The 24945-nt window shown below is 58.8% G+C and carries 15 protein-coding genes; 10 read left to right on the top strand and 5 right to left on the bottom strand.

What is annotated here, in order from left to right; all coding sequences use genetic code 11:
• Nucleotides 1-363: 363 nt before the first annotated feature.
• The 5 genes from thiI (at nucleotide 364) to ACNKU7_RS00340 (ending at nucleotide 6791) form a co-directional block, all read left to right on the top strand.
• Nucleotides 364-1830, top strand: a complete 1467-nt coding sequence (thiI, locus tag ACNKU7_RS00360; RefSeq protein WP_418294962.1) for a tRNA uracil 4-sulfurtransferase ThiI — start codon at nucleotides 364-366, stop codon at nucleotides 1828-1830.
• 301 nt (nucleotides 1831-2131) lie between these two features.
• On the top strand, nucleotides 2132-4567 hold the full coding sequence (locus ACNKU7_RS00355) for an Hsp70 family protein (RefSeq protein ID WP_418294961.1): 2436 nt from the start codon (nucleotides 2132-2134) through the stop codon (nucleotides 4565-4567).
• On the top strand, nucleotides 4548-4886 hold the full coding sequence (locus ACNKU7_RS00350; protein WP_418294960.1) for a hypothetical protein: 339 nt from the start codon (nucleotides 4548-4550) through the stop codon (nucleotides 4884-4886). The genes ACNKU7_RS00355 and ACNKU7_RS00350 overlap by 20 nt, the downstream gene beginning before the upstream one ends.
• Nucleotides 4886-6250: a hypothetical protein gene (locus ACNKU7_RS00345; protein ID WP_418294959.1), complete on the top strand. Its 1365-nt coding sequence runs from the start codon at nucleotides 4886-4888 to the stop codon at nucleotides 6248-6250. Before ACNKU7_RS00350 ends, ACNKU7_RS00345 begins: the two co-directional genes overlap by 1 nt.
• Nucleotides 6251-6407: 157 nt before the next feature.
• Nucleotides 6408-6791 carry a VOC family protein gene (locus tag ACNKU7_RS00340; protein WP_418294958.1) on the top strand — a complete coding sequence of 128 codons (384 nt, stop codon included), beginning with the start codon at nucleotides 6408-6410 and terminating at the stop codon, nucleotides 6789-6791.
• 210 nt (nucleotides 6792-7001) lie between these two features.
• Here the strand turns inward: ACNKU7_RS00340 and ACNKU7_RS00335 are convergent, their stop codons facing one another.
• The 4 genes from ACNKU7_RS00335 to ACNKU7_RS00320 form a co-directional block, all read right to left on the bottom strand.
• The gene (locus ACNKU7_RS00335) at nucleotides 7002-7511 is read right to left on the bottom strand and encodes an energy transducer TonB (protein WP_418294957.1); all 510 of its coding nucleotides are present in this window, start codon (nucleotides 7509-7511) and stop codon (nucleotides 7002-7004) included.
• The gene (locus tag ACNKU7_RS00330; protein ID WP_418294956.1) at nucleotides 7504-9570 is read right to left on the bottom strand and encodes an alpha/beta hydrolase family protein; all 2067 of its coding nucleotides are present in this window, start codon (nucleotides 9568-9570) and stop codon (nucleotides 7504-7506) included. Before ACNKU7_RS00330 ends, ACNKU7_RS00335 begins: the two co-directional genes overlap by 8 nt.
• Nucleotides 9571-9637: 67 nt before the next feature.
• Entirely contained in the window at nucleotides 9638-12421 is a 2784-nt protein-coding gene (locus ACNKU7_RS00325; protein WP_418294955.1) for a TonB-dependent receptor plug domain-containing protein, read from the bottom strand.
• A gap of 83 nt (nucleotides 12422-12504) precedes the next feature.
• Nucleotides 12505-17811, bottom strand: a complete 5307-nt coding sequence (locus ACNKU7_RS00320; protein WP_418294954.1) for a hypothetical protein — start codon at nucleotides 17809-17811, stop codon at nucleotides 12505-12507.
• Nucleotides 17812-18209: 398 nt separating this feature from the next.
• Between ACNKU7_RS00320 and ACNKU7_RS00315 the strand changes: the two genes are divergently transcribed.
• Genes ACNKU7_RS00315 through ACNKU7_RS00300 form a run of 4 tightly spaced genes read left to right on the top strand, consistent with a single transcriptional unit; the run spans nucleotide 18210 to nucleotide 21326 of the window.
• On the top strand, nucleotides 18210-19049 hold the full coding sequence (locus ACNKU7_RS00315) for a MipA/OmpV family protein (RefSeq protein ID WP_418294953.1): 840 nt from the start codon (nucleotides 18210-18212) through the stop codon (nucleotides 19047-19049).
• The gene (locus ACNKU7_RS00310; protein ID WP_418294952.1) at nucleotides 19046-19414 is read left to right on the top strand and encodes a DUF3019 domain-containing protein; all 369 of its coding nucleotides are present in this window, start codon (nucleotides 19046-19048) and stop codon (nucleotides 19412-19414) included. Before ACNKU7_RS00315 ends, ACNKU7_RS00310 begins: the two co-directional genes overlap by 4 nt.
• The gene (locus ACNKU7_RS00305; protein ID WP_418294951.1) at nucleotides 19411-20145 is read left to right on the top strand and encodes a response regulator transcription factor; all 735 of its coding nucleotides are present in this window, start codon (nucleotides 19411-19413) and stop codon (nucleotides 20143-20145) included. The genes ACNKU7_RS00310 and ACNKU7_RS00305 overlap by 4 nt, the downstream gene beginning before the upstream one ends.
• Nucleotides 20145-21326, top strand: a complete 1182-nt coding sequence (locus ACNKU7_RS00300; RefSeq protein ID WP_418294950.1) for an ATP-binding protein — start codon at nucleotides 20145-20147, stop codon at nucleotides 21324-21326. Before ACNKU7_RS00305 ends, ACNKU7_RS00300 begins: the two co-directional genes overlap by 1 nt.
• A 94-nt stretch (nucleotides 21327-21420) precedes the next feature.
• Here the strand turns inward: ACNKU7_RS00300 and ACNKU7_RS00295 are convergent, their stop codons facing one another.
• Complete coding sequence (locus ACNKU7_RS00295) at nucleotides 21421-22623, bottom strand: TIGR03032 family protein (protein WP_418294949.1); 1203 nt, start codon at nucleotides 22621-22623, stop codon at nucleotides 21421-21423.
• Nucleotides 22624-23046: 423 nt separating this feature from the next.
• Here ACNKU7_RS00295 and typA point away from each other — a divergent pair, with 423 nt between their 5' ends.
• Nucleotides 23047-24855 carry a translational GTPase TypA gene (typA, locus tag ACNKU7_RS00290; protein WP_418294948.1) on the top strand — a complete coding sequence of 603 codons (1809 nt, stop codon included), beginning with the start codon at nucleotides 23047-23049 and terminating at the stop codon, nucleotides 24853-24855.
• Nucleotides 24856-24945 lie beyond the last annotated feature (90 nt).

The following is a 24945-nucleotide window of genomic DNA, read 5'->3' as shown; positions in this document are numbered from 1 at the left end:
TGCAGTCCTCCAAGAATTAAAAGTTATGTGTCGCGCCAATTCGCTGTACTTGTGGCAACTGAATAAGCAAGGAGTGTGCCAAATTGGGGCAAGGCCGCCAAAACAGCCGCTCGCCGACGCAGAGCCGATAAATCAATAGCCGAAGGGGCAGCTTAATCTCAAAATTGACGCGACCACAAGCAAACATGCACCAAAATGAAACCCATGCCCGCCGCAAAGCACCATATTGGTGCGACAAGCAAAATCCCCCCGGCGAGTTTATAATTCGCCACCTTTTACAGGGTCTGCGGCTCCCAGCCTATAACTGGGCCATGGCGCCCCGCAGCCCCGGCAACTTCACTCGCGGTATTCGGCACACTCCCTATGCACTTTGTCGTCAAGTTTTTCCCAGAGATCACTATCAAGAGCAACCCGGTGCGCAAGCGCATGTCGCGCCAGCTCGCAGACAACCTGCGCAAGCTGCTGCGCCAGCTGGATGACCGCATTCAGGTGCGCAAGGACTGGGAAAAGATTGACGTGATCGCACCAGACGCCGTATCCCACCTATCGGATCGCATCGAAGAAGTGCTGTCGCACACTCCCGGTATTGCCAACTTCGCCCGGGTGCAGCAGTTCCCGCTGGGTGACCTCGACGATATCTACCAGAAGACCCTGGCCGCCTGGGGCGACAAGCTCGCCGGCAAAACCTTCTGTGTGCGCGCCAAGCGCACCGGTAAACACGACTTCCAGTCGCTGGACGTGGAGCAATACGTCGGCGGCGGCCTGAACCAGAATACCGAAGCCGCGGGCGTAAAGCTGAAAAACCCCGATATCACGGTGAAGCTGGAAATCCGCCACGACAAGCTGAACATCATCGAGCAGCTGCACCAGGGTCTCGGCGGCTTCCCGCTCGGCACCCAGGATCCGGTCCTGTCACTGGTCTCCGGTGGCTTCGACTCCACCGTCGCCAGCTACCTGACAATCAAGCGCGGCATCCGTACCCACTACCTGTTTTTCAACCTCGGTGGCCGCCAGCACGAGCTCGGCGTAAAAGAGGTGGCCTTCTACCTGTGGGAAAAATACGCCGCGTCGCACCGGGTGCGTTTCGTCACGGTACCGTTTGACGAAGTGGTGGCGGAAATCCTCGAGAATGTCGACGACTCCTACATGGGGGTTACCCTCAAGCGCATGATGCTGCGCGCCGCCTCCGTGATCGCCAAGGAGCTTGAAGTGGACGCCGTGGTTACCGGTGAAGCCATTGCCCAGGTATCCAGCCAGACACTGAAGAACCTTGCCGTCATCGACAGTGTCACCGATACCCTGGTATTGCGCCCGCTGATCGCCTCCGACAAAACCGACATCATTCGCACCGCCCGGGAAATCGGTACTGAAGAATTTGCCGCAAACATGCCGGAGTACTGCGGTGTGATTTCAGTAAAACCCACCACCCGCGCGAAGATGGAAAAAGTGCTGCACGAGGAAACCCGCTTCGATTTCAGCGTGCTCGATCGCGCTGTCAGCAACCGCGTGATGCAGAATATCGACGAAGTCATGCAGGATCTGCGCGAAGATGCACCGCCGGTAGAGATTGTCACTGCACCGGGCAGCGCCACCGTGATCGACATCCGCCACCCCACAGAAGAAGAGGTAAACCCGCTGGAACTCGACGGTACCGAAGTGGAAACCATTCCCTTCTACCGCCTGAGCACTGCATTCCACAAGCTGGATAAGGACAAGCACTACCTGCTGTACTGCGACCGCGGGGTGATGAGCCAGCTGCACGCGTCACATCTGTTGGATGAAGGTTACCGCAACGTCGGTGTGTACCGGCCGGAGAAACCGAAGCACTGATTTTTTGCTGTCCCGGGGTCCGCACACGGCCCCGGGCTCTAGCCTTCATCCTCGCGGCTCATCCCACCCGGCGCTCCACACACCCGCGAGTCCAACCTGACACGCCTGCGTAATATGAAATCAGCACAACGCGCGCCGACGAGCCCTGCATCACTTCGGCAGGCTTGACTTGCTCCTGCCGGCCTCCACCCGCCTTCCCGCCTTAAATTGGAATACCGCAACACAAAGATTCGCTCTGGAATCGCGGACTGCCATTCCTATAGAATCCAAAATCGAGAAAAATAATTCCAAAGGGAACAGGATGACCAAGCTGTATCTGGGGATAGATCTGGGCACCACCAACTCGGCGGCGGCGATTTTCGATGGTGAACAGGTTGCGGTGGTACCCAACAAACGCGGGCAGGAAAACACACCCTCTATCGTGCGCATCACCGGCGACACTGTCATGGTCGGCGACCGCGCCCGCAAGTTCCTGGACAGCGACGCGGCAAATACCCACCGGGAATTCAAACGCCTCATGGGTACCGGAAATCGCACCGCCCCGGACAGCCACGGCAAGCAGTGGTCTCCAGAACAGCTTTCCGCCGAAGTACTGAAGGCACTGCTTGATGATACCGAGGCCGCTGCGGGCGTGCGCCCGAGCCAGGCCGTCATTACCGTACCCGCGCTATTTGAACTCCCCCAGAGCAAGGCAACCTCAGAGGCCGCACATCTCGCCGGCCTGCAAAATGTCGAGCTGCTGCCCGAGCCGGTAGCCTCCGCGTTTGCCGCCGGTTGGACTGAAGACGCCGTCGGCCAATCCTGGCTGGTGTTTGACCTCGGCGGCGGCACCTTCGATGCGTCGCTGGTGGAAGCGAGGGATGGCCTATTGCGAGTGATCGGCCACGACGGTGACAACTTTCTCGGCGGCCGCGACATTGATCGCCTGCTCGCGGAGTGGGCCGTGCGCCAACTCGAGGTTGCGCATCAAATCCACATCCCGCTGAACAGCCCCGCGCACAAAGCGCTGACCGCAAAGTTATACAGCGAGGTCGAACAGGCCAAAATCCGTCTCTCGACCCAGTCTTCGACCACGGTGGAAATTGACCTGGAGCTGGACGGCCGGGAGATCGTCGACGAACTGCCGCTGACCCGTGCGGAATTGGAACTGCTGTGCGAGCCGATCCTCAACCGCGCACTGGAAATCTGCCGGCGCCTGCTGGCAGAACACGGCATGGAACACGGCGGTCTGGATCGCACAGTACTTGTGGGTGGGCCGGCCAATATGCCGGTAATCCGCGACCGCATTACCGCAGAGCTGGCACCACTGGCGGCCGCCGACCGCAATCCCATGACGCTGGTGGCCGAAGGCGCAGCGCTGTACGCAGTGTCGATTGGCCTCGGCAGCGAACAGGAACGCGCCGACCCGCAGACCGCCAGCGGCTGCAAATTCTGGCTGCAGTACCCGAATGTCTGCTCAGAACTGGATCCCACGGTGATGGGGCGGCTGGTCAGCGCCGGTGGCAGCACACCTTCCCATATCCAGTTTGTTCGCGACGGCTGGGAGGGTGAAAAAATTGCCCTGAACCAGGAAAATACGTTCCTGACCTCCGTCAGCATTCAGCCCACCAGGGCCACGCAGTTTGAACTGCGCTGCTTCGACACCCAGGGCCAGCGGGTACCCGCGCATCCGGAAAAAATTTCCATCATGCATGGGCTAACCCTTTCCGACCCGCCGCTGTCGCGCTCCATCGGCGTGGCGCTCGCCAATGGCTATGTCAAAACCTTTCTCGAGCGCGGCACGCCACTGCCGGCGCGACGTACGTTTACCCAATCCACGATCGATACATTGATGCCCGGCACGCAGGCGGAACTCAATATCCCCATCGTTCAGGGCGAGCGCGCCAAAGCCCGCTACTGCCGGCGGGTGGGCAATCTGGTTATCCGGGCCAAAGACCTGAAAAAGCCGCTGTACGCGGGCACTAAGGTAGAAATCTCCCTGGAGGTGGATCGCGGCGGCAACATGCAGTCCCAGGCTTCAGTGCCGGACCAGAACCTGCTCATATCCGGCGTTGCCGAGCTCATCATCCCGAGTGCCGATCCACATGCCATGCGCGCCATGTGGCAGTCACTGCAGCAGCGGGTCGCCGTATTACAGCAGGATGCATTCCGCGAGCGCAGTGAAAGCATGGTGCGGCTCCTGGAACGCCAGCAGCAACAGCTGGGCGAAATCGGCACCCAGCTGGCCGGCGCAATGGAAGACGAAGATAGCCGGCAACGGCTATACCGCAACCTGCTGGAAGTCGAAGCCGAGGTAGAGGAGCTCACCCAGCGCGGACAAATCAACGAGCTGCGCGACCAGTGCGAAACCGAGTACCTGAATGCGCAATACTGCGTCGTACAGTGGGGCAGCGAAACGGACAAGCAGTTACTCGCCAACCTCGAGAAGAAAATGGCCACTGCACTGGAAGCGGGGCGCGTGACCGAGCTGGAGAGAATCATTGAACAACTGGAGCGGATCAACCAGGCCGCCTACCGCAAGAGCCCGGATTTCTGGTCTGAGCAATTCCATCACGCCGCATCGCGTGTGCACGAAGCGCGGGATATGAAGCGGGCCAAACGGCTTGTTGACCAGGGGCACAGCCTGCTTGAGCAGGGAAAAGCAGAGCAGCTCAGGGGCATTACGCAGTCGCTGTGGGCACTGCTTCCAGATGTGGTTCTCGCGGCCGAGGATACCCATGATTCCGGCGTTTTCTAAAAATCCGGTGCTCTCCGCCTGGCCATTCTGGGTATTGGAACTTACGCCATCCGCAAGCCTGAATGACGTAAACCGCGCAGCGCGCGAGCTGACCGGGAAGCTGGCCTTGCAAATGGCCGGGGCCGGCGAATTCACCACGCCCGCAGGCGCATTCGAACGGGACGAGTTTCTCATCCGGGAAGCTCAGGCAGTATTGATTGATCCTGAGCGAAGGCTGTTGGCGGAATTCTGGTATGTGCCTCCGACATTACCCGGCGAGGAACAGGAAAAACCGCAAGTCACAGCCGCACAGTGGCGCGCGTATTTCGGGGTGGCCTGATGCACATTTTATTCATCCTGTTCTGGGTTCTGTTCTTTGCGTTAAGGGCCTACAACAACAGCGGACATCATGGCCGCAAGGTCGCCTCTCCGGTTCGGCTACTCGTTGTCCTTATCTGGGCCGCAGCAATCATCGCGTACTTCGTTTTTGCGCCCTACGACAGCCCTGCCAGCGTCGCCCTGCTGATCGCCGGGATACTCCTGCTGTTCCCGTCAATCTGGATACGCGTTCCCATCGCCGCCGGCTGGGTCATTCCGAGCTATTACTTCAGTTTTTTCATATTGAAAGTCAATGGGCATGCGGTACGCGCAGGTGCGGCATTCAATGGCTACCGGGCACTTCTCAGGAAACGCCGGATTTCACCCGAGGCGCGACAGAAAACCCTCGCCTGGCTGCGCAAAAAGATTGATCGTAAAAAAGGCAGAATCACCAGTGGTGATATGTTGCTCCATGCGGCACTGAATACAGACAGTGCACCCGACGAACTCGAGCAGCAACTGGAAATCCTGTTTTTCCTGCGCAAGGAATGCGTTCCCCTGCCGATGATTCGTTTTTGTTTCGCGCGCATCCTGGCCCAGGCACTGGGCGAACAGGACTGGAAAAAAGTGGCGGCACTAAGTAACAAATGGCGGAGCAAATGGCGTCTGCCGCTGGCCTCGCTGATTGAGCTCTGTTACCACCGGCGCATGAAGACAAGGTCGGTCGACCCATTCAGCTATTTCTTTTTGTGGCTGGAATGTGGCTGCCCACGCTGGTTGTCACAGCTTCCGTTCGACCAGGCGACTGAAGATAGCAGCGCGGCCGCGGAAGATCCTGCCAACTTGAAACTGGCGCTCGTAGAGGCCGCACTTGCAGGTAAGCCGCTCGATACCGACCGCCTGCACGCGCAAGAATGGCTGACACAAGATAAGGTCGCCACCTGGAAAGCGCGTGCGCAGACATTGCACTGCCGCAACCCGGACGCGGCCATCGCCGCCATCGAGCAGTCAGTGACCGATGCGTCCGGCAACAGCATGGCAGCACCAGTACCCGGCGAGGACGCGTTAACCCGACTTCGCTATCACGCGCGCTCCATCCATCGCCGGCAAGCCTCCAAGCAGCTGCAGGCGGGATCCATAGAGTTTCAGGAGTGGCTGAATTTTGTTTCCGTCTATGGGCAGCTGGCCCACGACGACAATGACCGCTACGAGGCCTATTCGCTGGTTGAGGGCGTAGTGTGGAACTGGATGGCCGACCTCTGGAATATCAAGAAAGAGCGTCACCTGGCGTTCATGATGTGCGGCTACATGAACCCGCACGCTCAGGAATTCGGTTCCGAGGCCGGCCGGGTATACAAGCAGGTGCTGAACGGCGAACTGGGATGAAACGTCGACGGGGGGCTGGCTGTGCCCGTGGGGTCATACAGCATCGCGCTCATTTTGCGGTAAAAGCGGTACACAGCATCCTCGTTATGGCCTAGCATGCTCTTCCGACCCGCGGCGCGTTTTCGCCGCGAAAACACAAAAGTTCGAAGGAATCACGATGTTCAGCCACGTAATGCTCGGCGCAAACGATATTCAGGAATCCAAAACCTTTTACGATGCCATCCTGGGCGTCCTCGGCTACAAGCCCGGTGTCATTGATGAAAAGGGTCGCTGCTTCTACTTCACCGACGGCGGCGTGTTCGCACTCACTAAACCCATCGACGGAAATCCGGCTTCCTGCGGTAACGGCAGCACCATCGGGTTTACCGTCGCCAGCCCTGAGCAGGGCGACGAATGGCACGCGGCAGGCGTAGCCAATGGCGGCACCAGCTGCGAAGACGCGCCCGGTACCCGCGAGGGTTCCGGCATGAAGCTCTATCTTGCCTACCTGCGTGACCCCTCCGGCAACAAAATCTGTGCACTGCACCGCCTGCCGTCCTGATATACGCGGTGGCACGCCATTAAAAAACCCGGCACTCGCCGGGTTTTTTAATGATCGCAGTGCGCGCTGAGCCAGATATTGGTTTGACGCAGCAGATGCGCCGTGGCGCAGATACAAAAAAGCCCGGCATCCATGCCGGGCTTTTCTGGGGGGTATCGGCGGCGAGCCGCCGTTGGGCTTTCCCGATCCAGAGGAAATCTTTATCGCGTGTCAGCTCGCGGATTGCTCCTCGCTCATACACGCCTTTTTATCTTCGTCATCTTTGCCTTCTTCGCACTGCTCAGCTTCATAGTAAAACTGAAAGCGCCACTCCTGGTTCGGCCAGGATTGTTCCGAGGGCACAAACTGCCAGTTTTTCATCGCAGCCAGAATCGGGGCTGCAAACACCTGCACCTCTTCATTGGTTTTTTCTTTCAGGACAACGCTGGAGACACTGCCATCCCGCTCAACGTTGAACGAAAAAAACAATGCACCTTCGACCTTGTCCTTGAGTGCTTTTTCGATTTTTTTGTTGTCGGAAAAATCCGGGCGCTCGTAGTACCAGAACGACAGGCCCTTCTCGCGAAACTCCTGCTGCTTCTGCTGGCGATAGCCGTTGCGCTCGGCATTGCGGCATTCACTGAAGCTGTCAAAACCGGAGCAGTCCGGGCGCTGCCAGTCCAGGCTGAATGCCTGGCTGGCCACCAGCAGGGAAACGGCTGCGAACAGTTGCTTAACCACGTTTCACCCCCTCGTAGTATTTGTATTCGAGACCGTGGGCACCTTCCGGTACACAGTCATTGGCCGGCGCATCGGTGGGCTTGCCATCGCCGATGTGACGGTTAAAGAAGTCGATCATGCGGCAGTAGATTTCTTGCTGGCTGTCCTTCTCGCGCGCACCGTGGAACGCCCGCGGTGCAACCAGGGTTTCCAGCGCGTGATCCTGCTTCTCCAGCGCATCGCGCATGGCCCAGTAGTGTTCGATGGGTACGCGTACGTCACGGGCGCCCTGCACCAGGAATACCGGTGCCTTGATGCGCTCGGCGTTGCGCGCCGGGGAGCGCTGGCGGTGCACTTCCGGATCGGTACCGGTGGCTTCCGCCAGGTACTTGCGGCCGGCCTTGCGCAGGCGGATATCACCGTGGGTACTGAAGATCTCCATGTCGTACACACCGACGTAACCGATACCACACTGGTACAGGTCTGGTTCTTTGGTGACGCCCTGCATGGCGGCGTAGCCGCCGTAGGAAGCACCGTAGATACAGATACGGTCTGCGTCAGCAATACCGGACTGAATCGCCCAGTGGGTGGCGTCAGTCAGGTCGTCCTGCATTTCCATGCCCCAGTGACCGTACCAGTCGAACAGGAAATCGCGGCCGTAGCCACCGGAACCGCGGTAATTCACATGCATCACCGCGTAGCCGGCGTTGGCAAAGATAATGCGCTCCTTGTTGTAGCCCCAGTAGTCACGCGGGCCATGCGGGCCGCCGTGCGGCAGGATGATCAGCGGCAGGTTCTTGGCTTCCTTGTTCACCGGCAGGGTGAGGTAACCGTTGATTTCCAGGCCGTCACGGGCATTGAAACGCACCGGGTGGGTAGCCGGAATCTTGGCCGGGTCGATCCAGTCCGCCTGGTTGGCGAGGAACTTCAGCGCGCCGTCAAACTGGTTGTACACGTAGTATTTGCCCGGCGCACGGTCGTCACCCACGTGCACCACCCACTCATTGCCGTCGCTGGTACGGTTGAGGATCTGAATGTGCTTGTTGGGGAAGGTTCCCTGCAGGCGCTTGTGTGTCTTGGCATAGTGGTTATCTTCGTCGATGTACACAACAACCGGGTAGTCGTAGTTGACCAGTGCACCCCAGGGGTTGCCGTCGTCATCGTTGAAGATGCGGTCGTAGTCCACTTTCGGGTGACGGTAAACCAGCTTCTTCTCACCGGTTTTCACGTTGTAGCGGTACAGACCTTTGGTGGGTGCCTCGATCGTATCGGTGTACCACATCCAGTCTTCGTCTTTGGTCCAGCCCATAGGCTCGAAGAAACCGTCCTTATTGTGGAATACGGTTTCGTCCCAATCGCCGCCGGCATTTTTGGTGGCAACAACGGTCGCATCAAAGTCGTCCGGAAGCTTGCCTACCCAGTGGGTGATTTCACCGTTCTTGTCCATCACCGGGCGACCCATACGGATCGGGGAACGGGCGATACGGGTAGTCTTGCCAGTGTAGATATTCAGCTTGTAAATATATTTCAGCGGGAAGTTCAAACTGCTGCCGGACGGGTACACCTCGATGCGGTAGTGCTTGTCATCGATCTTGCCGGCCAGTACCGCGCCTTCACCGCCACCGTAATCGCTGGTGCCGGTGTACACGATTTCCTTGCGCGAGCCATCGACGTTCATGCCGGCAATCTGCGAAGTGCTCGCGTCTTCCGCGACCGCAGATTTCATGGTGAAGCTGAACAGTACGCGCTCTTTGTTGGCCCAGCGGATATCACTGACACCAACGTCGCCAGACATCTGCAGGGTGGATTTAATTTCCATGGTACGACGGTCGATGATCAGGCCATCGGTCATGCCATCTTCGCGCATACGGCCAGCGGCGAAATATTTGCCGTCCGGGGAAATACGGATATTGGTGTAGGCCACCGGGCGGAACAGGTCTTCAAACGGAACCGGCATTTCGCCCAGGCTGGCAAACGGCTTGTCAGCCTTTTCTTTCGCGACTGCCGGCGCCGGCAGCGCGCTCATCGCCGCAATCGCACCGGTAACCACCGCGGCGCCAAGCATTGATAAAACTTTCATTATTCAACTCCTGTGGCCGGCGCCCGACAGATAATCATCAAGCACCGGCCGACACATCAACAGGAAATCAGTTACTCAGGAAGTAGCTGAACGACAGGTTTACACTGCGGCCGAACGGCTGCTGCAGGTAGCTCCAGTAGTAGGGCCAGCGGTTGCTGTAGTCGTTGTTGGGCATTTCGTCGGTCAGGTTTCTGATCGCCACGCCCACGTTCAGACGTGCATTCGCGGTGTAGTTGGCAGACAGGTTGGCGGTGTAGTAGGGATCCATCCGCTCAGTGCCCACAAAGTTTTTCACACTGCCCTGGCGCTGGATAAACAGCGACGCACCCACTGAGCGGAAACCGGTCAGCGGATTGCTCCAGCTCAGAGTCAGGTTGCTGTTGTTGGCCGGAGTGGATTGGCCGCGCAGGCCGTTGCGCATTTCGATCGGCTCATCGCCCGCGAACTGCAGCCACTCGTAAGACAGAATGTTCACGTACTTGAGCTGGGCATTGAAGTTACCGAAGCGTGCGGAATCCCATTGGCCCGCCAGGGTTACGTCCACACCTTCCATGTCGGTGTATTCGTGGTTCTGCGGCTCGATGATGACGCGTTCTACCCGACCGGAAGCATCGCGGATCACGCGATCATTCACGTTCTGACAGAAGGCGCTGCCGCTGGCGAATACACCGGTGGCACACTGCCATTCCTGGCGCATCAGGCCGGGAGCACTCTCGGTAACCACCAGGTCTTCCAGGCGTACGTTGTACCAGTCAACGGCCAGGCTGATGTCGTTGGTCGGGGTAAATACCAAACCGAAACCAAGATCCTTACCTTTTTCTTCTTCCAGGTCCTGGCGGCCGCGGCGGGTGGAAACCACGTTGTATACCGCACAGTCATCGGTGTTCTCATCGGCGTAACAGTTGTTGCCGAGCAGATCCGCAACCACGGTAAAACCGGTGGACTCACCGTAAATGTTGAACATGTCCGGGGCGCGGAAAGTCTGCGCCACGCTGCCGCGGAACTTCAGCATGTCCATCGGGCTGTACAGGAACTTCAGCGAGGAGGTGTTGCGGCCGCCAATCGCCGTCGAGTCATCGTAGCGATCCATACGGGTAGCGAAGGTCAGTTCCAGGTCTTCCACAACCGGGATCAGGAACTCGGCACCAATCGCCATGCGATCGCGGCTGCCACCGGCTTCAATCGCGCCCACGTTCAACCAGCCGTTCCCGTCGAGGTTCAGGGAGCGCTCGTCCGGGTTGATGTGGCTGGACTGGGTGGCCCAATCGCCGACCAGTGCCACGGTCACCGGGTTGTACAGGAAGCCGAAGTCGCTCAGCTCACCAACGGCTTTCAGGCTGATGCTGTCCGCGCTGGAGCCCGCATAAGTGGTGGCGTAGCCCATCAGCTCATCGAAATCACCGGAGGCATCGCGGAATACGTTGTCCACCAGCTGGTTGTCGAAGAAGCTGTTATTGACCACGTACACGTTGGGGGCCAGCTCCTGGCTGTACTGGGCGCCGTCCAGGATCCATTCGCGCAGCTTGTCTTCACGGATGGCACCGTACTTCTGCACCATGTTGTAACGGGCTTTGGAGTAACCGATGTCCCAGTTCCAGGTGGTATCGCCGAGCACAACTTCACCTTCCAGACCCATCATCAGGGTCCACATTTCCTGGTCGTAGCCGGAAGTGGTGTAGCCCAGGTCGTGCACGAAAGAGCGCGCAACATTCACCGCGCGGGTGCCATCGGCGCTGATGATGGTGCCGGACCAGTTGGCGGCTGGCGCCGAGCTGGATACTTCCTGCTTGGTGCCGAGGAAGGTCATGAAACCGGTGATGGTGTCAGAGAACTGGTAGCGGCCGTCGATAAAGGTCGAGGTGCGGTCCATGTCCGGGATCATCGCGATACCACCGGAGGCATCGAAATTACATACGGTTTTTCCATCTTCACCGTAGGTCTCGGTGGTGACCATGCCGGCGGCTTCACAGTCGTAACCCATCGGCGAAACCGGACCCGGAGTGCCCGCGTTCAGGTCAGTCAGGGTTACACCAACACCGGTGGTGAGGTAGGCGCGGTCCTTGAGGAAGTCGACTTCGTCGGCGTAGACCGCATCGGAAGTGCGCTGTTCCAGGCTGAAGGTTACCGAGCCTTTGTCAAACACCTTACCAGTAATGAACGAGGTGTTTTTGTTGAGGCCGTAGCCTTCTTCATACATGCCCACGTCGCCGGTGACGATGGTCTGTTCCATGTCGCGCTTGGTGATCACGTTGATCACACCACCGACTGCATCGGAACCGTAAATCGCGGACGCACTGCCGTTCAGGACTTCCACGCGGGACATGGCGGTGCCGGGAATAGTGCCCAGGTCGGCACCGTTCTGCTCACCACCGAACGGCATCGGGTAGTCGGCAATACGGCGGCCGTTGACCAGCACCAGGGTACGGCCGGAGCCCATGCCACGCAGGTTGGCCTCAGAGGCACCCACGGTAAAGCCGGACAGGAGGTTGCCGGCTTCGCCTTCGCGGTAGCCGGTATTGGCCGCCAGCGAGTCGATTACGTCGGCAACGGTGTTGAGGCCGCGGGCCTTCATGTCTTCTTCGCCGATCACAGTCATGGGATCGGGGCCATCGAAGGTATTACGCGGGATCAGGGAGCCGGTCACCACGACGTTTTCAATCGCTTCGCTCTCGCGGGTTACCAGGCCTTTGACCGCTTTTTTGGTCTGCTTGGTTTGCTGTTCTTCTTTGCTGGATTCCGCTTTCTGTTCAACATTTTCCTGTGCAGCCAGAGGCATGGAAACGGCCGCACCCAGAACCATCGCAACGCACAGCGAGAGTCTATTTTTTTCAAACATTGTTTTTACAAACATAGTCAATTCCCGTGGGCAAACGCCCATCTGAAATTTTTAAATTTCTTGAGCAGGGGGCGCGCTGCGCCCCCGTGGATCATGAGTTACAGGCTACGCGAAACGCCCACATGGCCGCTGATGCCATTGTTGTCCGTGTCGCCGCCGTGTACGCCGAGGCCGCTCTTGAAGGTCCACAGCTTGTATTTGCCGTCGACACCGAAGTCGAGCTTGAAGCCGCTGCCGGACACATCACTGGTGAACACCACACCGTTGGAGTGCAGGTTGTGGATATCGTTGGTGATATGGTCGACCACGCTGACGGTGGCATACGGCATCGCGAAGCCTTCGTTTACGGAGAAGGACTTGCGCAGGTTCAGGCCGAGGCGCGCGCGCTTGCTGTTACCGAGGTCGTAGGCGTAATCGAAGGCACCGTCAGAAGAGGTGAACGCATCGATTTCCTGCTTGACGTCATCCCACTGCGCAAACGGAGTCAGCGCAATGCCGGACTCGGACAGGTAGGTCCAACCCGCTTCCAGGCTGAAACCATGGGCCTGGCCGGAGGTGGAGGCCATGGAATCGTGGGCGCGAACATTCGCATCGAAATCCACTACCTGGTACATGGCGTTCGCGTAGAAATCGCTCATGCTCCAGCTACCGGTGATCGCGTAGGTCTTGGTGTCCAGCTTGGCGTTGGAGGACTGCGCCAGCTGGCTGCCGTCGGCGGTACCCAGACCAACCATCGGGCTCACAGACAGCCAGTGGTCACCCAGCTTGGTGGAATAGGTGGCACCGGCTACGTGCCCACCCAGGGACTGGGTAAAGCTCAGGCTCTGGCCAGCCACATCACCCTGGCTTTCCATATCGCTGTTGGTGCTGAACATGCTCGACCATGCGTGCAGGCCTTCGCTGCGGGCGGTTTCGCTGCCGTTTGCCGCGCGCTCGCCGTCGAAGAACGCCGAGGAAGAACGCAGCCAGAAGCTTTCCGCCAGGTGGGAAACAGAGCTCGCCGCCGCACCCAGGTCAGACAGGCCAGCGGTGTAGTCGATCACCCAGTTGCCATTGCCATCAGCGCGCAGTTCGGCGCTCAGGATGGTGTCGGCGAAGTCGCCGCCGACACCGGCCAGGTCTACGGAATCCACATCCCATACGCCGTTGACGTTCAGCACCGGGCCAGTGGTTTGGGCACCCTTGCCCTGATCCACCGCATTCATCGCGATACGCAGATTGGACTTCCGGGTATTGCCTTCGGAGTCGATGGTTTCGTCAGCCGTGAGGTTGCCGTTAACCACAATGCGGTCGCTGCCCATGGAGCCAACATCCAGCAGGAACAGGCCATTGTTGCTCTGCACTGCATTGAAACGCACATCACCATTGATGGTGAGGGTGTCACCGGCGTTGCCGTCCACACTGGAGATGGTTACGTAGCTGCCGCCGGATGAGTAGTTCTGCATCTCACCGTCAGCACCCAGGTCGATGCTGCTGTCGCCGGAGAACACGATATCGCCGAACACGTTGCGGAAGGTATTTTTACCTTCGCCCATGTCGATGAAGTCATTGTTGAGGCGGATAACGCCCGCGCCCACCAGGTAGCCGTCGGCATCGGTGCGCACACCGTTGTAGAAGAAGTCGTCGCCACCGCCCATTACCACGGAGCCTTCGATCAGGCCGCGGTTGACGATATTGGCTGCGTAGTTCTGGGTGGAACGGATCGCCAGGCTGCCTTCGCCACTGGCGATGATGGAACCCTGGTTCACAACAGTACCGGCACGCACAAACTCTTCGCCGGTGTTAGCGTCGATCGCATTCACGATCGCGGAAGACAGCTGTACAGCCACGGAGTCGTCGCCAACGGAAACGCTGCCAGTGTTGATTATCTGCGCCAGAGTACCGAAGGCCTGCATGCCCACGGACTCATCACCCACTTTCACCGTACCGGCGTTGGTCGCGGTGGCGTAGGTAGCGCCGTAATTGAAGTTGGTGGTATAGGCCTGGATACCGGTGGAACGGTCACCGGTTACGATCATGCCGTCGTTCTGCACGATACCCTGGGACTGTCCACGTGCCACCAGGCCTGCGGAGTCGTCACCCACCATCACGCTGCCGGTGTCGGACTGCACACTGCGCGCGAAGAAGGCTTCAGCGAACATGCCCGCCACTTCGTTGCCACCGGTAATGTCACCGGTGTTCAGCAGGGTCGCGGTCAAACCGCCCTCGGTGAGGGTGCGCATACCCGCGGCCACCTCAACATACGAATAGTTTTGCATCGGGCCACTGCCAATGCTGATGCTGCCGCTGTTGTAGCCCAGCGCCATATAACCGTTCACACCCATACCGGTGGAGTAGTCGCCGGTGCTGATAATGCCGGTGTTGATCGCCGCTGCGGTGTAGTTGTGCGCAAATTCCTCGCTCAGGAAGGCGCCGGTCGTGAATACGTTGGAAGAAACCATGCCAAAGGCGCGGTCACCGGTGGTCACATTGCCGCTGTTGTGCGCCAGTGCGTAAGCATCGTTACCACCGCCAACCACAGACGCCATGCCGGTGGAGTTAGCACCGTGACTGTATTCGCGGTACTCGATTGCATCGGCATCCAGCAGACTGCCGTTGCCTACGGTGATATTGCCTTCGTTGAACACAGAGCTGGAACCGTGCCAGCTTTCGGAACGGACACCATTGGCAACATCACCGGCGAACACATCGCCGCGGTTGACCACGTAGTGATTCGCCAGGCCTTCGATACCGAAGTTGCTGACGTTGATCGCGCTGGACTTGCTGCTGACCGCGCCATAAGTTGACGGCGCCATGCCGTGCATGCCGTTGCCGACGGAAATGGTACCCTGGTTTTCCACCACCACGTCGCCGTATTTCGCCGAGACATCGATGCCGCGGGACATATCCGACAGGGCGATATCACCGGTATTCAGGATGCTGGTGGTGGTCAGCTCGATGCTGTCATCGATCTCGATCTTGGTGTACTCGTACACCTCATCGATGGTGATTTCACCGGCCAGGTAGGCCTCCATATCCGCCTGGGCACGGGCGTAATTACTGGCGTTGACCTTGTCCACGGTCGCCTGGCCGTACTGGGTCCACTTGTTGGCGCTGCCAGTGCGATTCGAGCCCAGCGCGGAAGCATTGATACCAAAGCTGGTAGTGGCGAAGGCTTCCAGCGCACCGTTTTCGTTGTAGCTGACCAGGTGGCTGGTGTCCGCACCGGCGATGGAACCGGAGTTCACAATAATCACGTCGCCATTTTCGAAGCCGCCAAACGCTTCCGCGGTGGCTTCGTCAATGGCGGCACCGGTCTGCTCGACGCTGTCCATACTGAACGGCGAGGCCTGCACCTGAATCGCCGCGCTGCCCGCACCGCTCAGGTAAATATTGCCCTGGTTGTCGATCACGGTCTCGCCGACACCGCGGGTAGCAATGCCTGTGCCCAGCGCGCCGGCTTCGATATCGCCGGTGTTCAGGATGGTCTTGGCACCGTGACCAACGGCGCTGATACCCGCGGCACGGTAGGTACCGGACAGGTCGATGGTGCCTGTGTTGGCGATGGCGATATCACCGCGGTCGTCGAAGTAGCCGGTGGCGTTCCACTGCACAACGTCCGCGTAGTGCTTGGTGACTTCTTCGGAGTAGTAACCGGTGGGGAAACCTACGCCGCTCAGAATCGGCGCCTCATGGGTGTAGTAAACGCCGTTTTCGTTGTGGTCGATGATATTGTCTTCGCGATCACTGAGACCGTAGGCCACATTCAGCTCGTTGGCTTCTCCCTCTTCCACGGTGAAGTAGGGCTTGGCCGGGCAGCCGAAGAACGGGTTACAGCTGGCAACTTCCACCTTGTCCTTGGTGGCACTCAGGCCCGCGGAGGTGGAGGCATAGATGCCGGCACCGCCAATACCTTCGGCCACTTCGATATCACCGGAATTGACGATGGTAATGCCGGCACCGGAGGGGTTTTTCGCGTGAATGGCGATACCGGCCTCACCCACGGAGATGCTACCGCTATTGGCGATTTCGATAACGCTGTCGGTACCGTCAACGATTTTCGAGCCAACGGTGTATTCGCGGTAGAAGTGGGTATAGCTGGGACCAGTAAAACCGCTGAACGGGCTGAAACGGCCGGCCTTGTACTCCACCGCGTAGGCAGTGCCGCTGTCCTGGGAGTTGTAGGTATAGGTAATGCCGGAGTCGATGGCCTGCACCGCGCTGGATGCACTGATGCCATAGGAGGCGTTGCCGGTGGCGATGTCGCCGCTGTTGCTGATGACAATGTCACCGCTCTCGGTAAACGCAGTAATGCCCTTGGAAATATCGCCCGCGGTGATGCTACCGGCGTTCTCAATGGCGATATTGCCGGTGGTGCTGCTGGCATTGATGCCGCCGGCAAAAATGGTGGCGGTGTGCGCATTGGCAGGATCGACGAAGATGGTGTCCTCACCGTTCCACACACTGATGTCGGCAACGCCATCGCCATCCACATCGATTTTGTTGAGGACACCGAAGGGATTTTTACCGGACGCTACAATTTCATCGTAGGAGCTGCTGTGCTTTTCGGTGAACGCGGAGTAATAGGTAACGGACTGACCGCTGCCGACACTGATATCACCGGTGTTGGTAATAGAAATACTGCCGGCTTCGGTTTCCGCGTTGACCAGCGCACTGACACCACCCTCGAAGGTGCCTTCCTCGGCAACCAGGAAGGTGATCTTGTCTTCAGGGCCATTTTTGCTCAACTTGCCATAGTCGGCGCTGTCGGGATTCACACCCAAGTAGCTAGAGAGCTCATCCGCAGCGACCTTGATCGGGTTGCCATCGGCGTCGGTGAACAGGATGCGCTCGCCAGTGGGGTTGCCATCTTCGTCCAGCGGCGCCTTGCCGTTTTCATCCAGCTTCATGTAGCTGTCGAAGAAGTGACCACCATCGTTGGAGTTGGCGCTGCCAACACGGATACCCATGTCGTAATAGGTACGCTCGACACCGTCCGGAACCTCGATACCGGCGTCGCCTTCGCGGGCGATATCACCATGGCTCTCGATCACGATGGAGCCGGTCGCCGCGGTATCTGCAACCGCTGCGGTGACCGAGGAAATAGAAATACCCGCTGCGGTGCTGCCTTCGGCAACCACGACACTCAGGTCGCCGGGCACGATGGTCTCAACCCCTGCATTCACAACGGTCGCATCGACCACATCAAAGTTGATGGACTCATCGAAGTTACCCGCACAGGCAACAGAATCACCAGCAACCGGTGAGCCGAGCTGACCGGGCGCGCAGCTGATTTCAGCCGCAGCAGCATAGCCTGGTGCACCAACGGCAATTGCCGTCGCGGCGGCGGAAGTGAATAGAGCCTTACGAACCGCTGATGTCAGCTGGCTCGGGGTTCCGGGAAAGCCATTTATTGTTACGGCCATAGGTACTTCTCCCCAGAGATTGGATTATTCGCACTCGAGTAAATTTTTTATGAGAGTGTCCGAGGCGGGCATAAAAACATGGCCGCTATCCAGTGGCCCAAGGCTTTCAAGTAACAGTTTGTCAGCAGAGTCAGCACGTGCTGGAATTCATAGCAAGTGCGAACAGAGTTCTATGGGAGAGGAAAAAATAGGGAAAAACGCACAAAACACCTGACTTTGCGGTCTTACTTTCCAGAAAAGCAAAATAATTCGGAAATCCCGGTCGCAACCGAAATTTTCTCTGGCAGAAACCTTTTTGTAACAGTTTGTATGGATTTGTATACGTGCAGTGGAGCAGCCCGTTACGCTGTGATACAAGATGCTCAAAATTAAGTCAGACTCAGGACGCCCCAAGCTGCATGATGCATAGAGTTACGCTGATATCCCTGCTGTTTTTATTCTGCTCCCTGGGTGTAAGGGCGGCAGAAGTACAGGTGCCCGAGTGGAAAGTCAGCATCGCTAGCGGCTATGGCATTTTAGAAAATCCGATTAGCGGAAAGCAGGATGGCGAGACTTATTTCCTGCCGTCCTTCTCCTATTATGGAAAGCGCTTCTTCATTTCCGACCTTACAGTCGGCTACACCCTGCTGGAAGAAGAACGCTTTTACATCGATGTGATCGCGCGCCCGAACGAAGACGGTATTTTTTATAAGTTGGGGGATTCCACAGCCATCACCACCGGCTCTATTTCCTCCTACTTGGTGCACAACAGCCCTGCTGCACCCAGCGTGGATGACCTGGAAAGAAAGGTATCCGTGGTTGCGGGCCCGAGCGTCACGCTCGTCTCCGATTTCGCGGATGTGTCCTTTTCCTGGCTCCACGATATCTCGCAAGTGCACTACGGCAGCGAGAGCCACATCAGCATCGACAAGCAGTACCCCCTGTTCGGCGGCGTATTGGGGTTTGGCATTGGTGCAGTGAAGAAAGATGCGGATCTGGTGAATTACTATTACCACTTCTCCGAATCGGAAGCGCAGGCGTTTTACCTGCGCTACCTGAGATCCAACCCGGTCGATGATGTCACCGATCGCTACGCCCGCCTGCAGTTTTCCTACCCGCTGAGCAAGCGGCTGGAACTGCGACTGGCGGCGCGCTACAGCTATTTTGATCTCGACGGTCGACACGAGCAGTTTATCGAAGACCCGGAAACCCTGAGCTGGTTTGCCGGCGTGCAATACACAGTTGGAAGCGGGCGATGAAACGGCGCATCCTGCTATTTTTAAGCGCCTGCCTGCCGATGGCAGGGAGTACCGCGGGGCTGCAGCTGACCCCGAGTTTATGTGCAGTCAGCGATGAAGATGCCACCTGCCACATATCGGTGACGGTGGATTTCGACGCGGATGATAACGGGCGCTACTGCCTATCTATAAAAGGTAAAGGATTGATTCGCTGTTTTTGGGGCGAAACCGATAGGGATATCCAGGTCTATGTCGACAGCGACGAGGATATCCAATTTATGGTGACCAGAAGCGAGAGTGGCGAGCCTGTTGCCGCGGCCACACTGAAAATTGCCCAGTACCAACCCAAACGGCATCGCCGCCGTTACGGCTGGGGGCTGTTGTGAATACCGCGATCGATACCTGGGCCAGGCAAAACACCGCAGGCTACCGCATTTTACTGCTCGAAGACGACGAACAGCTGGCGGCACTGATTACCCGCTTCCTGTCTGAGCGGCACTGCGATGTGACCTACGCGGCCAACGGCAGTGAATTCATGAAGGCGATTCACCACCGTCACTACGATCTCATCATCGCCGACGTGGTGTTGCCTGACGCCAGTGGTTTCCAGTTGCTGGAACAGTTCCGCACCCAGATCAGCTGCCCGCTTATTTTCCTCAGCGCGCTCAGCTCGGTAAACGACCAGGTCAGCGGCCTGAAACTGGGCGCCAGCGATTACCTGGTGAAGCCGGTGGATCCCGAATTGCTGTGGGCGAAGATCGAGGCCAACCTGCGCGGCACACGCAATACCGCGCCGTCCACCTCCGACATCACTTTCGGCCCGCTCAGCGTTGACCTGGTGAGCCGGGATGCCCGCGTGAATGGCGTGCCGCTGCTGCTGACCACCAATGAATTCGACCTGCTGCAGATATTTGCCGAGCAGCCTGCGCGCCTGCTCAGCCGCGAGTATCTGTTCCGCCGGGTCATCGGGCGCGAGTTCGACGGCCTGGATCGCGTGATCGACATGCGCGTGAGCCGCTTGCGCAAAAAGCTGGACGCCATCCCCGGTGGTGTCGCCATCCAGTCCATTCGCGGGCGAGGCTACTCGCTGAATACGACGAGCCGCGGGAACCGCTGATGCGCTGGCAGATGCTGCGCCTCGTCAGTGTTCTGGCGCTGGCGCTGATCGTGGTGTACTCATCGGTTGCTGCGCTGTACAACCTCTACTCCGCCGCCCCCCACGAATACACCATCAGCGCCGCGCAGCTGGCCGAAGCACTTGAGCGCGGCGATTCGCCCATCGCCCAGAGCTACCCGCACAACGCGATCCATTTTCCACAGGAGCTGCAAGAGCGCCTGGATGCCGGTGAAGTCGTGGGCCTGGAATCCGGCGAGGGCGAAATCCGGTTTTATCACCGCAACGGGCACGTGATTCTCGAAATCGGCCCATTCCCGCACCAGCCGGCAGAGAGCGTGACCCAGTGGCGGCTGCTGTTTATCGGCGCCATGCTGGTGATGCTGGCACTGCTGACCTGGCCGATGTTCCGCGACCTCAACCGCCTGCAGAACCAGGCGATTCGCTTCAGCAAGAAACCGTTCAATATGCCGGAGCAGTTCAGCCGGCGCTCCACCATTTACCCGCTGGCGGAAACCTTCCGCCGCATGGCAAACATCATCACCGGCTATTTCCAGATGAACCAGGATCTCGCGCGCACCATCGCCCACGAAATCCGCATGCCTCTGGCCCGCATCAAGTTCCAGCAGGCACTGGCCAGCAGTGACCCGGAAAGCGCCGAGGTCATCGGCCGGGCGACGCGCGATATCGAGCAGATGGTGGAGAAGTATTTGAGTTTCGCCCGGGTGGAAATCAACGAGCAATTGATCTCGCGAAAGCCAGTCGCACTGGAACATTTTTTCGCCGAGCTGGGATCCACCCTGGAAGTCCAGTGCCCGGATCTGGAGATCGGCTACTACTTTCCCGATGGCGAGGCCTGGCTGGAACCGGATGCACTGACGATTGCGGTACAGAACCTGGTGGTCAATGCCAGTAAATACGCCCGCGACCGCGTGGATGTGCGCTTCGCTTTCGACGGCAGTTTCTGCTCACTCGCCGTGGAAGATAACGGCCCCGGCCTCGGTGGCGACGCCCTCGAACTCACCGATGCATTCACCCGCTCTGCCACCGACGACCAGGGCTACGGCCTTGGCCTGTATATCGTCAAGAAGGTGATGATGTGGCACGAGGGCGAGCTGCGCCTGGATCACTCCCCCAATCTCGGTGGCACCCGCGCCATACTGCGCTGGCCGAACAAGCGCTAGGCCGGCGCCGCTGCCGCTTGCGGTTCCCGACACAAACCGCGGGCAAAAAAATGGGGGCTGTTGCCCCCAAAACGATCAAGTCCAATCTATTCAGTTAACCGGCAGTTTTTGCACCGGTGCCGGTGGCGTCTTCGAAGGTCACCATGGTCAGGTTTTCCTTGCTCTGCTGGCCGATCCCCATCGGGCAGCGCACCCCGGGCAATACGGTGAGGTCAAACAGTTCGCTGACCGGGCCGTCGAGGCGGATCCAGTGCTCCACATTGCCGTTCGTGAGGTTGATGAACTGCACCCCGCACCACGCCTCGGAGTCCTTGTCTGCCAGATTCTGATCCAGCTCCAGACCCTCAAAGCGCTCGTAGCGAGGCTTGGAGAGGCCGACGATGGCGTAGTCGCCGTAGATGGCGAGGCCGCGCATAAACCCGGGGCAGAAGGTGTGCGGGACAAAACGCTTGTTTTCGAAATCCACGTAGCCCAGGTAGCCGGTGCCGCTGTTCAGCACCCACAGTTTGCCGCCGACCCAACGGGGGGAGTGCGGCATGGACAGGCCTTCGCACACGATCTCATTGGTTTCCACATCGATGACAATGCCACCATTGCTGCGGCGCTCGCGCCAGCCGTCGATGGTGTCGGACTTGCACACCGCGGTGACATACTTGGGCTTGCCATCCACCATCGCCAGGCCATTCAGGTGACAGCGGTCTTCCGGCACGATCTTGCTGATAAATTCCGGCTTCCAGATCACGCGGAAGCTGTGGGTCAGGCTCGGCTCGGCCAGGCAGTTGTACTTGGTATTTACGAATACAATCTTGCCGTCTTTCTGGATGCCCAGCTCGTGGATATCCACCTCACCGGTAAACTGTGCGTTGCGCGGCACATAGCAGGCATCGAAGATCTTGTTTGCGACCTGCCCCGGCTGCAGTACGTTCTCAAAACGCCACACCTGATACAGGCCGCCCATGTAGATGCGCTTGCGGTTGCCCACAATGCCCATGGCGCGCTGGAAAATACGCTCGTGGAACGACAGCTTGCCACCGGGCTCAGCACCGACCATGTACACACGGCCCGACTGGTAAGAAGTAAATGCAATCGACAACTGGTTCTGATGCATCCACGCGGCCAGACCTGCGGAACAGGATTTGCGTACCGGCTCGGGTTTCGCCTTTTGCGGCTCACCGGCGGTGGGTTCGGTCACCTTGTCGGTGCTGCCGTCCTGGGATTCACTCGCGGCGACGGGCTTGGCTTCTGTGGCCAGCTCTTTCTCATCGCGCGGGTTTTGCTCAGTTACTTCATTGCTCATATGGGTACCACTAGCTTGCCCCGAGGCGTACTAATGCGCTCCGGAGTCATTATTCTCGTCACCAGACAATACTGGCCATGTTGCACTGTAACGTGGGACGCGTGCCGCGCGAGGCCCGCATCTGTAACAGTTTGTTTCCACAACCAAGCCTGGCGGACAAGGCAGCACGCCATTGCTCAACCGCACCAACATAAAGAAACTGGTTGCGAATGACGGAAAGGTCAGAGCCAGGTTTCACGCGCCAATCCCGAGCCACGGCACGGAAGCTCCAAATTGGCTTATTTTTATTCAATTCCCGCTCGCAGTTGTCACGCATCGCCACTATAATCGCCGCCTTTGGCCGCCGGGCAGGCCTTTTGGGCCCCAAGCTCCCGCCCCGCTTAACTCTGCGTGACGCCACGCTTACCCCAGAGGTAGACCCCTGTGATAGACAATTTGCGCAATATTGCGATCATCGCCCACGTTGACCATGGCAAGACCACCCTGGTCGACAAGCTCCTGCAGCAGTCCGGCACCCTGGACCGCCGCAGTGCCGATTCCGAGCGGGTGATGGACTCTAACGATCAGGAAAAAGAGCGCGGCATCACCATCCTGGCCAAGAACACGGCTATCCGCTGGAACGACTACCGCATCAATATCGTCGACACCCCCGGGCACGCCGACTTCGGCGGCGAAGTAGAGCGCGTACTGTCCATGGTGGACTCGGTGCTGCTGCTAGTGGACGCGGTGGACGGCCCCATGCCCCAGACCCGTTTCGTGACCCAGAAGGCGTTCGAGCAGGGCCTGAACCCGATCGTGGTGATCAACAAGATCGACCGCCCGGGCGCGCGCCCGGACTGGGTAATGGACCAGGTATTCGACCTGTTCGACAGCCTCGGCGCCACCGACGAGCAGCTGGACTTCCCGGTGATCTACGCCTCCGCCCTGAACGGTATCGCCGGCCTCGACGACACCGATATGGCGGAAGACATGACCCCGCTGTTCCAGATGATCGTCGACAAGGTACAGCCGCCGAAAGTTGACCTGGACGGCCCCTTCCAGATGCAGGTTTCTGCCCTGGACTACAACAGCTACGTGGGCGTAATTGGCGTTGGCCGCATTACCCGCGGCACCCTGAAGCCCAACCAGCAGGTGGTGATCCTCGACCGCGAAGGCAACAAGCGCAAAGCCAAGATCCTGCAGGTCATGGGTTACCTGGGCCTCGAGCGCGTGGAAGTTGAGCAGGCCAGCGCCGGCGACATCGTGTGTATCACCGGTGTGGGCGAGCTCAACATCTCCGAAACCCTGTGCAACCCGGAACACCCGGAAGCACTGCCGCCGCTGACCGTGGACGAACCCACCGTGAGCATGACCTTCCAGGTAAACGACTCCCCGTTCGCGGGCCAGGACGGCAAGTACGTCACCAGCCGCAACATCAAGGAGCGCCTGGATCAGGAGCTGATCCACAACGTGGCGCTGCGCGTAGAGCAGGGCGACTCCCCGGACAAGTTCAAGGTCTCCGGCCGCGGTGAACTGCACCTGTCCGTACTGATCGAGAGCATGCGTCGCGAAGGCTTCGAGCTGGGTGTATCCCGCCCGGAAGTGGTACAGCGCATCATCGACGGCGAAGTACAGGAGCCCTACGAGCAGGTAGTGATCGACGTTGAAGACCAGCACCAGGGTTCCATCATGGAAGAACTGGGCCTGCGCAAAGCGGACCTGACCAATATGGAACCGGACGGTAAGGGCCGCGTGCGCCTGACCTTCATCGTGCCGTCCCGCGGCATGATCGGTTTCCGCAACCAGTTCCTGACCCTGACCAGCGGCTCCGGCATCATGACCAGCATCTTCGACCACTACGGCCCGGTTAAGCAGGGCGATGTGGCCAAGCGCATCAACGGCGTGCTGGTTTCCATGGTGAAGGGCAAGACCCTGGCCTACGCGCTGTACGCGCTGCAGGATCGCGGCCGCCTGTTCCTGGGCCACGGTGAAGACATCTACGAAGGCCAGGTTGTGGGCATCCACTCGCGCAACAACGACCTGGTGGTGAACCCGACCAAGGCCAAGCAGCTGACCAACATCCGCGCTGCCGGTACCGACGAGGCACTGACCCTGACCCCGCCGATCCGCCACACCCTGGAGCAGGCACTGGAGTTCATCGAAGACGACGAACTGGTGGAAGTGACCCCGAACCACATCCGCATTCGCAAAAAAATCCTGCAGGAAAATATGCGTAAGCGCGCGAAGAACTGATTCTTCGGAAAATAAAAAACGGGCCTTAGGGCCCGTTTTTTATTGGTATTGCTCGCTACTCAACAATAAGAGCAATTCCTCCGCCTTTAC

This window comes from Microbulbifer weihaiensis, from assembly GCF_048323715.1.
Classification (GTDB): Bacteria; Pseudomonadota; Gammaproteobacteria; order Pseudomonadales; family Cellvibrionaceae; genus Microbulbifer.
Note: the sequence above shows the minus strand (reverse complement) of the source record. Positions and strands in the feature narration are given on the sequence as shown.

Coding starts and splice junctions, on each gene's coding strand:
- thiI (WP_418294962.1), top strand. CDS start 364: ATGCACTTTGTCGTCAAGTTTTTCCCAGAGATCACTATCAAGAGCAAC.
- ACNKU7_RS00355 (WP_418294961.1), top strand. CDS start 2,132: ATGACCAAGCTGTATCTGGGGATAGATCTGGGCACCACCAACTCGGCG.
- ACNKU7_RS00350 (WP_418294960.1), top strand. CDS start 4,548: ATGATTCCGGCGTTTTCTAAAAATCCGGTGCTCTCCGCCTGGCCATTC.
- ACNKU7_RS00345 (WP_418294959.1), top strand. CDS start 4,886: ATGCACATTTTATTCATCCTGTTCTGGGTTCTGTTCTTTGCGTTAAGG.
- ACNKU7_RS00340 (WP_418294958.1), top strand. CDS start 6,408: ATGTTCAGCCACGTAATGCTCGGCGCAAACGATATTCAGGAATCCAAA.
- ACNKU7_RS00330 (WP_418294956.1), bottom strand. CDS start 9,570: ATGAAAGTTTTATCAATGCTTGGCGCCGCGGTGGTTACCGGTGCGATT.
- ACNKU7_RS00325 (WP_418294955.1), bottom strand. CDS start 12,421: ATGTTTGTAAAAACAATGTTTGAAAAAAATAGACTCTCGCTGTGCGTT.
- ACNKU7_RS00320 (WP_418294954.1), bottom strand. CDS start 17,811: ATGGCCGTAACAATAAATGGCTTTCCCGGAACCCCGAGCCAGCTGACA.
- ACNKU7_RS00315 (WP_418294953.1), top strand. CDS start 18,210: ATGATGCATAGAGTTACGCTGATATCCCTGCTGTTTTTATTCTGCTCC.
- ACNKU7_RS00310 (WP_418294952.1), top strand. CDS start 19,046: ATGAAACGGCGCATCCTGCTATTTTTAAGCGCCTGCCTGCCGATGGCA.
- ACNKU7_RS00300 (WP_418294950.1), top strand. CDS start 20,145: ATGCGCTGGCAGATGCTGCGCCTCGTCAGTGTTCTGGCGCTGGCGCTG.
- ACNKU7_RS00295 (WP_418294949.1), bottom strand. CDS start 22,623: ATGAGCAATGAAGTAACTGAGCAAAACCCGCGCGATGAGAAAGAGCTG.